General features: G+C 68.3%; 8 protein-coding genes and 1 tRNA gene. 2 read left to right on the top strand and 7 right to left on the bottom strand.

Translation table 11 applies throughout. The features are described 5' to 3' along the window. The 7 genes from ACFU5V_RS25760 to ACFU5V_RS25730 all read right to left on the bottom strand — a co-directional run. Positions 1-159: hypothetical protein (locus ACFU5V_RS25760; RefSeq protein WP_378702898.1), on the bottom strand; the 159-nt coding region annotated here is incomplete at its 3' end. 133 nt (positions 160-292) lie between these two features. Further along, positions 293-1,258, bottom strand: a complete 966-nt coding sequence (locus tag ACFU5V_RS25755; protein WP_378702891.1) for a sulfite exporter TauE/SafE family protein — start codon at positions 1,256-1,258, stop codon at positions 293-295. Positions 1,259-1,520: 262 nt separating this feature from the next. After that, on the bottom strand, positions 1,521-2,765 hold the full coding sequence (locus ACFU5V_RS25750) for a saccharopine dehydrogenase family protein (protein WP_378702890.1): 1,245 nt from the start codon (positions 2,763-2,765) through the stop codon (positions 1,521-1,523). A 34-nt stretch (positions 2,766-2,799) separates the two neighbouring features. Beyond that, positions 2,800-3,207 (bottom strand): DUF2784 domain-containing protein, encoded by a 408-nt coding sequence (locus tag ACFU5V_RS25745; RefSeq protein ID WP_378702889.1) that lies wholly within the window; start codon positions 3,205-3,207, stop codon positions 2,800-2,802. Between the two features lie 89 nt (positions 3,208-3,296). Next, positions 3,297-3,713 (bottom strand): universal stress protein, encoded by a 417-nt coding sequence (locus tag ACFU5V_RS25740; protein ID WP_378440823.1) that lies wholly within the window; start codon positions 3,711-3,713, stop codon positions 3,297-3,299. A 105-nt stretch (positions 3,714-3,818) separates the two neighbouring features. Continuing rightward, complete coding sequence (locus ACFU5V_RS25735; protein WP_378702888.1) at positions 3,819-5,270, bottom strand: SDR family NAD(P)-dependent oxidoreductase; 1,452 nt, start codon at positions 5,268-5,270, stop codon at positions 3,819-3,821. A gap of 72 nt (positions 5,271-5,342) precedes the next feature. Then, a tRNA-Leu gene (locus tag ACFU5V_RS25730) sits at positions 5,343-5,428 on the bottom strand. Between the two features lie 111 nt (positions 5,429-5,539). Here ACFU5V_RS25730 and ACFU5V_RS25725 point away from each other — a divergent pair. Together ACFU5V_RS25725 and ACFU5V_RS25720 are read left to right on the top strand one after the other, a co-directional pair. Beyond that, positions 5,540-6,892, top strand: a complete 1,353-nt coding sequence (locus tag ACFU5V_RS25725) for a M20/M25/M40 family metallo-hydrolase (RefSeq protein WP_378702887.1) — start codon at positions 5,540-5,542, stop codon at positions 6,890-6,892. A gap of 33 nt (positions 6,893-6,925) precedes the next feature. Next, positions 6,926-7,456, top strand: a complete 531-nt coding sequence (locus ACFU5V_RS25720; RefSeq protein ID WP_378442464.1) for a YbhB/YbcL family Raf kinase inhibitor-like protein — start codon at positions 6,926-6,928, stop codon at positions 7,454-7,456. Positions 7,457-7,592: the final 136 nt, after the last annotated feature.

The following is a 7,592-nucleotide window of genomic DNA, read 5'->3' as shown; positions in this document are numbered from 1 at the left end:
CAGGGCCCGGTTCTTCGGCGCCAGGTCCTCGATCACCTTCACCGCACCCGACCAGAACCCGTCGACGTCGATCCCGGTCCCCGGCAACGCCTCCTGTTTCACGAAGTCGTAGAGCACCTTCGCGACCTGCAGACCGCCGACCTCAACACGCTCAGTCATGAAAAGCCTCACTGTTCCGCTATCGGAGCACCGGACGGGTGCCATAAACCGCGACCAATGTTACCCGCTGGTAAGGATGCGGTGTGGCAGATGTCCGGCGACTTCTCGATCCGGGCGGAGGCGTGAGGTGGGCTCAGGCCTTCTCGCCGGTGGACGGCTCCAGGGACTGCACTTCGGGCTCGCCGAGAGTGTCGATCTCGGCGTCGATGCGGTGCAGATCGCCCGCGGCCTCCGCGGCGCTGAGACGCGAGCGACGCCATGCGACGACGAGCAGTCCGGCCCACACCGCCACGAGGGAGACGTAGCCGAGGGTGGCGGGGACGCCGGTCACGTCGAACGTCTTGAACAGCTTCTGCGCGTTGGTGATGATGATGATGCCGCCGACACCGGTGCCCAGAAGGGTCGCGGGCACCCGGCTGACGAGCCATGCGGCGACCGGGGCGGCGATGATTCCGCCGAGCGCCAGGCCCGCGATGATCGGAATGTTGTCGAAGAAGTCGCTGCCGAGCCCGAAGATGAATCCGATGCTGGCCGCGGCGGACACCAGGAACTCCGACGCGCTGACCGAGCCGATGACCGTGCGCGGTGCGGTCTTGCCGCGCGAGAGCAGCGTGCTGGTGGTGATCGGCCCCCAGCCGCCGCCACCGCTCGCGTCGATGAATCCACCGAACAGTCCGAGCGGTGAGAGGAACTTCGCGGTGTGCGGCGACGTCCGGGCGTCGTTGACGGCGGGAGGGCGAATCGAGAAGCGGAGGAGAACGTAGACGCCGATCGCCAGCAGGATCGTGGACGTCACGGGGACGGCGGCGGCCGTCGACAACTGCGACAGCACCGTCGCGCCGAGGAACGCGCCGATGGCGCCGGGGACGCCCAGGCGGAGCACGAGGGGCCAGTCGATGTTGCGGAACCGCCAGTGCGACGCACCGGAGGCGAGTGTCGTGCCGACCTCGGCGAAGTGCACCGCCGCGCTGGCGTGGGCAGGCCCGACGCCGCTGAACACGAGCAGGGTGGTCGCAGTCACGCCGAACGCCATGCCGAGAGCGCCGTCGACCAGTTGGGCACCCACGCCGACGAGCGTGAAAATCAAGAGCTTGAACATCGAGACTCCGACCGAGAGAGTGAACCGTCAGGGCAGCAAAGACCAGCGAGCAGGCTGGTCAGCAACATCCCTGGTCGAAGGCGTGGCCTCGGCGGGAGGGCCAGAAGGGCATGAGGGCGAGCGAGGCCGCGGGGCCTGCCTGCGCGCTCGTGCCGTTCACTCGAACTCCCGTGTCTCTCGTCGGGTGCACGGCCGTCCGCGCACAAGGCTCGACATTAGCGGGAGAGGTGGGCGCGTGTCATCTTCACACGCGCCCACCCGTTCACAGCTTTCGCGCGGAGATCTCCATGCCCGCGTCGCGCAGCCGCGCAACCAGCACGTCGCCGAGTGCCGTCGCCGGAGTGAGTACACCTGCCGCGTCCGGAAGCGCGTCGCCGCCGAGGACGAGACTCAACGCGGATTCGCCGAGCATCACCGCGGTGGCGCGGTAGCCGGGATCGCCCTTCGCCTTCACCCGCGACGTGTAGTGCGCGCCCGTGGTGGTGGTCGTGTACAGGTCGACGGTGAAGTGGCCGTTGCGTTGCGCCTTCTCGCTGGGACCGTCGCCCGGTGAGGGCAGAACGCGGTCGAGGACGTACCGGGTGGGCGGGAGGGCCATGCCGGCGATCAACGCGCCGAGGCCGGCCGTCACCGCACCCGCGATCACCGGCGTGATCGGGGAACTGCCGACGCTCATGACTTCGCGGTACTGGAATTCCCGGCCGTACGCCCAGTCGCGGAGTGCGTTGCTGCGCCGCACGACCCGCGTGTTGTAGGGGCCCATGAAGAACGGCGCCTTCCAGCCAGTGACCCCGGGCGCGATGGTCTTGCCGTCGACAATGCCCATGTCGGACTGCTTGCCGAGATCGGGTTCCTTCGACCGGTCGGGGCTGAGCGAGTACGGCGAGGCCGCGAGACGGCGCGACGCCGCGTCTTTCTTCGACACGTCCACCTGAGTGCGGAGCGAATCGATCGTGCCGCCGCTGACGCCGCCCCGCAGCGACGTGACCACCAGGGTGGTGTCGGTGAGTTCGCCGGCGCCGTCCTCCCGGACCTTCGCGTGCAGGACGTGCACGCCGAGGTCGGACGGGACGGAGTCGAAACCGCAGGAGTGGACGATCCGGGCGCCGGTCTCGCGGGCCCGTTCGTGGTTGGCGTCGATGCTCTCGCGGGCGAACAGCACCTCTCCGGTGAGGTCGACGTAGTCGGTGCCCGCCTCGGCGCAGGCTGCGGCGAGGCCGTGTCCGTACTTGGCGTACGGGCCGACCGTCGTCGCGACCACGCGGGTGCGACCGGCCAGGGCGGCGAGTGACGCGGCGTCGTCGGAGTTCGCGACGATGACGGACCAGTCGGCCGCGCGCGGACCGAGTGCGGACCGCACCGCTTCCAGTTTGGCGGCCGTTCGTCCCGCGAGCGCGATCCGGACACCGTCCGGTGCGTGCTGGGCGAGATAGTCGGCGAGGAGTTTGCCGACGAAGCCGGTGGCCCCGTAGACGACGAGATCCAATTCACGCGTGCTGTCTGTCATGACACGACCCTACTCGTCGGTAGGGAAGGTGGGGTCAGAGTCCGGCGCCGGGGCGGGTCGGTGTGAGAGGTGCACGGGTGCGGACCCGCAGCACGACGTAACCGGCCCACGACGTGACGACGCCCAGCGCCACGAGAGTCTGGACCGCTGCCGCGGCGGATTCCGGGTAGACCACGCCGGTGAGGTAGTGGGAGATGAATCCGGACGAGGGGAGCGGGTCCTGCCCGGCGCGGACCCGGGCCCAGCTCTCCAGATGCGTCAGCGGGCAGTCGATCCCGACGATCAGGCCGGTGAATCCCCAGGCGACCGCGGCCAGGTGCAGTGCGATGGTGCGCGGCCACCGCCAGGCGAGAAAACCACCGCACACGACGTAGAGGATGAAGCTCAGGTGTGCGACGACCGTCGCGTCGGCGACGACCTCGTAGAAGACCGCGCTCCCCATCGATGTACCCCTGACCTCCGAAGTGTCCCCCCAACGCCATCGTAGGCGCGGGTTGCCGGGTCCACGGGGGAACGGGCTCGGCGGCGGACTCAGGCGGGTCCGCGCGCCTCTTCCTTGACCACCAGGATCGGAATGTCGACCTCGAGCAGGAGACGCTGCAGCCACCGTTCCAGGAGGAACTTGCCGACCGGGGACATACGCCGGGTACCCACGACGAGCAGGTCCGCGCCGCTGCTGTCGACCAGCGCGCGCAGGGCGCTCACCTGATCACCGTCGTGGTCGTTGGTGCGCAGTTCCCACGACGACTCGCCGACCCCGCCGCTCTCGAGCGTCGCCTGGATCTCGGCGCGCAGAGCGGACCGGTCGGACTCCGCATCCTGTCCGGGGTCGTCGTCGAGGACGTGGAGGACGAGCAGCTGTTCCCGTCGTTGCACAGCCTCGCGAGCGGCGTGGACGATGGCCGCCCGGCCTTCCGGGCTGTCTCGGTGGACAACGGCTATCGCCATGAAGCGCCTCCATATTCAGGGATCGGTACCACGTCCATTATCCCCGCGCCGGAGAGTGCTCCCGCTGTGTCGATGCTCTCGCATGCCGATCCGGGTGGTGCTCCATCACCAGGGTGAGGGCTCGTAGTCCTTGAGGAAGCAGCCGTGCAGATCGACGCCCTGCTCGCCCTGGACGATGGGGTCGTAGACGCGGGCGGCGCCGTCGACGAGGTCGAGGGGGGCATGGAAACCCTCGTCTGCCAGGCGCATCTTGGTGTAGTGCGGCCGCTCGTCGGTGATCCACCCGGTGTCCACCGCGGTCATGAGGATGCCGTCCTCGAGCATCTCTTTCGCGCTGGTGCGGGTCAGCATGTTCAGCGCGGCCTTCGCCATGTTGGTGTGCGGATGCCCGGGACCCTTGTAGGCGCGGCTGAACTGGCCTTCCATCGCGGAGACGTTGACCACGTACTTGCGGCGGGCACCTGCCGCCGCCATCGCGGGCCGCAGCCGGGACACGAGGATGAACGGGGCGACCGAGTTGCACAACTGCACCTCGAGCAGCTCGATCGGGTCGACTTCCTCGACCGTCTGGACCCAGCTGTTCGTGTGCGCCAGATCGGGCAGCAGACCGCCGGCGTCGATCGCGAGACCCCGGTCGATCCGGTCGGGAGACGCCGACTTCGCGACCAGTGCGAGCGAACTCACCGCGTCGGGGGACAGCGCGGCGCCCGCCATCACGGACACGTCGGACAGCGACCCGGCGAGCGCCGCCGGGTGAGCGTCGCTCGTCTTGCCGAACGTCAGGACGTCGGGAAGGTCGCCGGAGGGAAGCGCACCGGACTCGGCGTCCGCCAGCGCACTGTAGGCGCCGGGCGAACGTCGCACCGTCTGGGCGGCATTGTTGATCAGGATGTCCAGCGGGCCCTGCGCGGCGACGGAGTCGGCGAGCGCGACGACCTGCGCCGGGTCGCGGAGATCGATACCGACCACCCGCAGCCGGTGGATCCACTCGCTGCTGTCCTCCATCGCCTTGAAGCGGCGGATGGCGTCGTTCGGGAAACGGGTCGTGATCGTGGTGTGGGCGCCGTCACGGAGCAACCGCAGAGCGATGTACATGCCGATCTTGGCGCGACCGCCGGTCAGCAGCGCCCGGCGTCCGGTGAGGTCGGCGCGCGCGTCCCTCTTGGCGCGGCTCTTCGTCGCGCAGTCGGGGCACAGCTGGTGGTAGAACGCGTCGACCCGGGTGTATCGCTGCTTGCAGATGTAGCACGGGCGGGGCCGGATCAGGGTGCCCGCGGACGCGCCGTCGGCGTTCGATGTGAGCGGGATGCCCGCGGTCTCGTCGTCGATCCGGTCGGGGGAGCCCGTCGCGGTGGCGGCGACGACCTTGCGGTCGGCCTCGGAGACGGCGTCGCGGGCCGCGATCCGCCTGCGCTTCTTCAACTTCTTGAACAGGTGACCGACGGCACGCTGGACCGTGACGGAATCGGGATCCGCGTCGTCGAGTTCCGCCGCCAGATCGAGAACTTTCAGGCAGGTCTCGAGGTCTGCCGGATCGATCGTCGTTGTCTCACCCATCGAACTTCGCCCTCTCACGAAGAAGGCCCCGGTTCGATGAACCGGGGCCTTTTCGTCTGTCTCAACTCAGAGTGTCCGAGGGGGGACTTGAACCCCCACGTCCGTTAATAGGACACTAGCACCTCAAGCTAGCGCGTCTGCCATTCCGCCACTCGGACTTGCCTGCCCCCATTTCCTGGGTGCTGCAAAAGATTAACCGATGAACCGCCACGGCCCAAATCGTCCCTCTCACCTGAGCGTTTCCGCCTGCCCGGTGGTAGGAAAGTGGAGTGCCAACTACACAGGAAACCCCAGGCCAGGGTCGCGCCGAAGCCGAAGTCGTGGATCTCGTCAGTTCACTGATCCGCTTCGACACGTCCAACACCGGAGAGCTCGCGACGACGAAGGGCGAGCGCGAGTGTGCGGAGTGGGTGGCGTCCCAGCTGCAGGAAGTGGGCTACGAGACCGAATACGTGGAGTCGGGCGCACCGGGCCGCGGCAACGTGTTCGCGCGGCTGAAGGGCTCCGATCCCGACCGCGGCGCACTGTTGCTGCACGGTCACCTCGACGTCGTACCCGCCGAACCGGCCGACTGGCGCGTCCACCCGTTCTCCGGAGCCGTCGAGGACGGTTACGTGTGGGGTCGCGGCGCCGTCGACATGAAGGACATGGTCGGGATGATCCTGGCGGTCGCCCGGCAGTTCAAGGCGGAGGGCATCGTCCCGCCCCGCGACCTCGTGTTCGCGTTCGTCGCCGACGAGGAGGCCGGTGGCAAATACGGCTGCCAGTGGCTGGTCGAGAATCGTCCCGATCTGTTCGAGGGGGTCACGGAAGCCGTCGGCGAGGTCGGCGGCTTCTCCCTGACAGTTGCCCGCCCGGACGGTATCGACCGCAGGCTCTATCTCGTCGAGACGGCGGAGAAGGGTCTGGGATGGATGCGGCTGACCGCGAAGGGACGGGCCGGCCACGGTTCGTTCCTGCACGCCGACAACGCCGTCACCATCCTCGCGCAGGCGGTCGCCCGGCTGGGGGCACACACGTTCCCGCTGGTCATCTCCGATTCGGTGGCCGAATTCCTCGAAGCGGCCGGGGAGGAGACCGGCCTCGACTTCGACCCGACGTCGCCCGACCTCGACGGCACCCTCGCGAAGCTCGGCAAGATCTCCAACATCCTCGGTGCCACGCTCCGCGACACCGCGAACCCGACCATGCTCTCCGCCGGCTACAAGGCCAACGTCATCCCGCAGACGGCGGAGGCCGTGGTCGACTGCCGGATCCTGCCGGGCAGGCAGGCCGAGTTCGAGGCGGCGGTCGACGAACTCATCGGACCGGACGTCCAGCGCGAGTGGATCACGAAACTCGACTCCTACGAGACCACGTTCGACGGGCACCTGGTCGACGCCATGAACGACGCCATCCTCGCGCACGACCCCGGCGCCCGGACCGTCCCGTACATGCTGTCGGGCGGAACCGACGCCAAGGCGTTCGCGAAGCTCGGCATCCGGTGCTTCGGATTCGCACCGCTGCAATTGCCCGCCGACCTGGATTTCGGCGCGCTGTTCCACGGCGTCGACGAACGGGTACCCGTGGACGCACTACTGTTCGGTACACGCGTGCTGGAACATTTTCTGCTCCACAGCTGATCGAAAACCGATACGCGACAAGAGAGGAACCGCATGTCACACGATCCGTACGAGGCACTTCCCGACCTGCCGAGTTTCGAGCTGACCTCCACCGACGTCGTCGACGGGCAGCCGCTGAAGAAGGAACAGGTCAGCGGAATCTTCGGCGCCGGCGGCCACGACAACTCCCCGCAGCTGTCGTGGTCGGGGTTCCCCGCCGAGACCAAGAGCTTCGCGGTGACGGTGTACGACCCCGACGCGCCGACGGCGTCCGGGTTCTGGCACTGGGCGGTCGCCAACATCCCGGCCGACACGACCACGCTGGTGAGCGGCGCAGGCGACGACGAGGGAACCGGGCTCCCCAGCGGTGCGATCACGCTGAAGAACGACGCCGGACTGAGCCGTTTCCTCGGCGCCGCCCCGCCGGCAGGTCACGGCCCGCATCGCTACATCATCGTCGTCCACGCGGTCGACGTGGAGACCCTCGACGGCGTCACGGCCGAGTCGACGCCCGCGTTCCTGGGGTTCAACCTGTTCTCCCACGCGATCGCCCGCGCGACGATCCAGGGGACGTACGAGCAGTAACTCCGGTAGTTCCGGAACAGACCGGTGGCCGGCGAATCCTCGGGAATTGCCAGGCAACCGGTTCGGGGTGGGTGGTGTTCGTGCCCGGGGCCAGGACCGACAACACCTGGAACCTGGGAGGCAAGCAACATCCTTA

Source organism: Rhodococcus sp. NPDC057529 (assembly GCF_042802055.1).
In the GTDB taxonomy this organism is placed as follows: domain Bacteria; phylum Actinomycetota; class Actinomycetes; order Mycobacteriales; family Mycobacteriaceae; genus Rhodococcus_F.
This window is presented reverse-complemented; position numbering and strand designations above follow the sequence as displayed.

Bases quoted from the DNA above. Each gene is read 5' to 3' on its own strand.
- ACFU5V_RS25755 (WP_378702891.1), bottom strand. From the start codon at position 1,258: ATGTTCAAGCTCTTGATTTTCACGCTCGTCGGCGTGGGTGCCCAACTG.
- ACFU5V_RS25750 (WP_378702890.1), bottom strand. From the start codon at position 2,765: ATGACAGACAGCACGCGTGAATTGGATCTCGTCGTCTACGGGGCCACC.
- ACFU5V_RS25745 (WP_378702889.1), bottom strand. From the start codon at position 3,207: ATGGGGAGCGCGGTCTTCTACGAGGTCGTCGCCGACGCGACGGTCGTC.
- ACFU5V_RS25740 (WP_378440823.1), bottom strand. From the start codon at position 3,713: ATGGCGATAGCCGTTGTCCACCGAGACAGCCCGGAAGGCCGGGCGGCC.
- ACFU5V_RS25735 (WP_378702888.1), bottom strand. From the start codon at position 5,270: ATGGGTGAGACAACGACGATCGATCCGGCAGACCTCGAGACCTGCCTG.
- ACFU5V_RS25720 (WP_378442464.1), top strand. From the start codon at position 6,926: ATGTCACACGATCCGTACGAGGCACTTCCCGACCTGCCGAGTTTCGAG.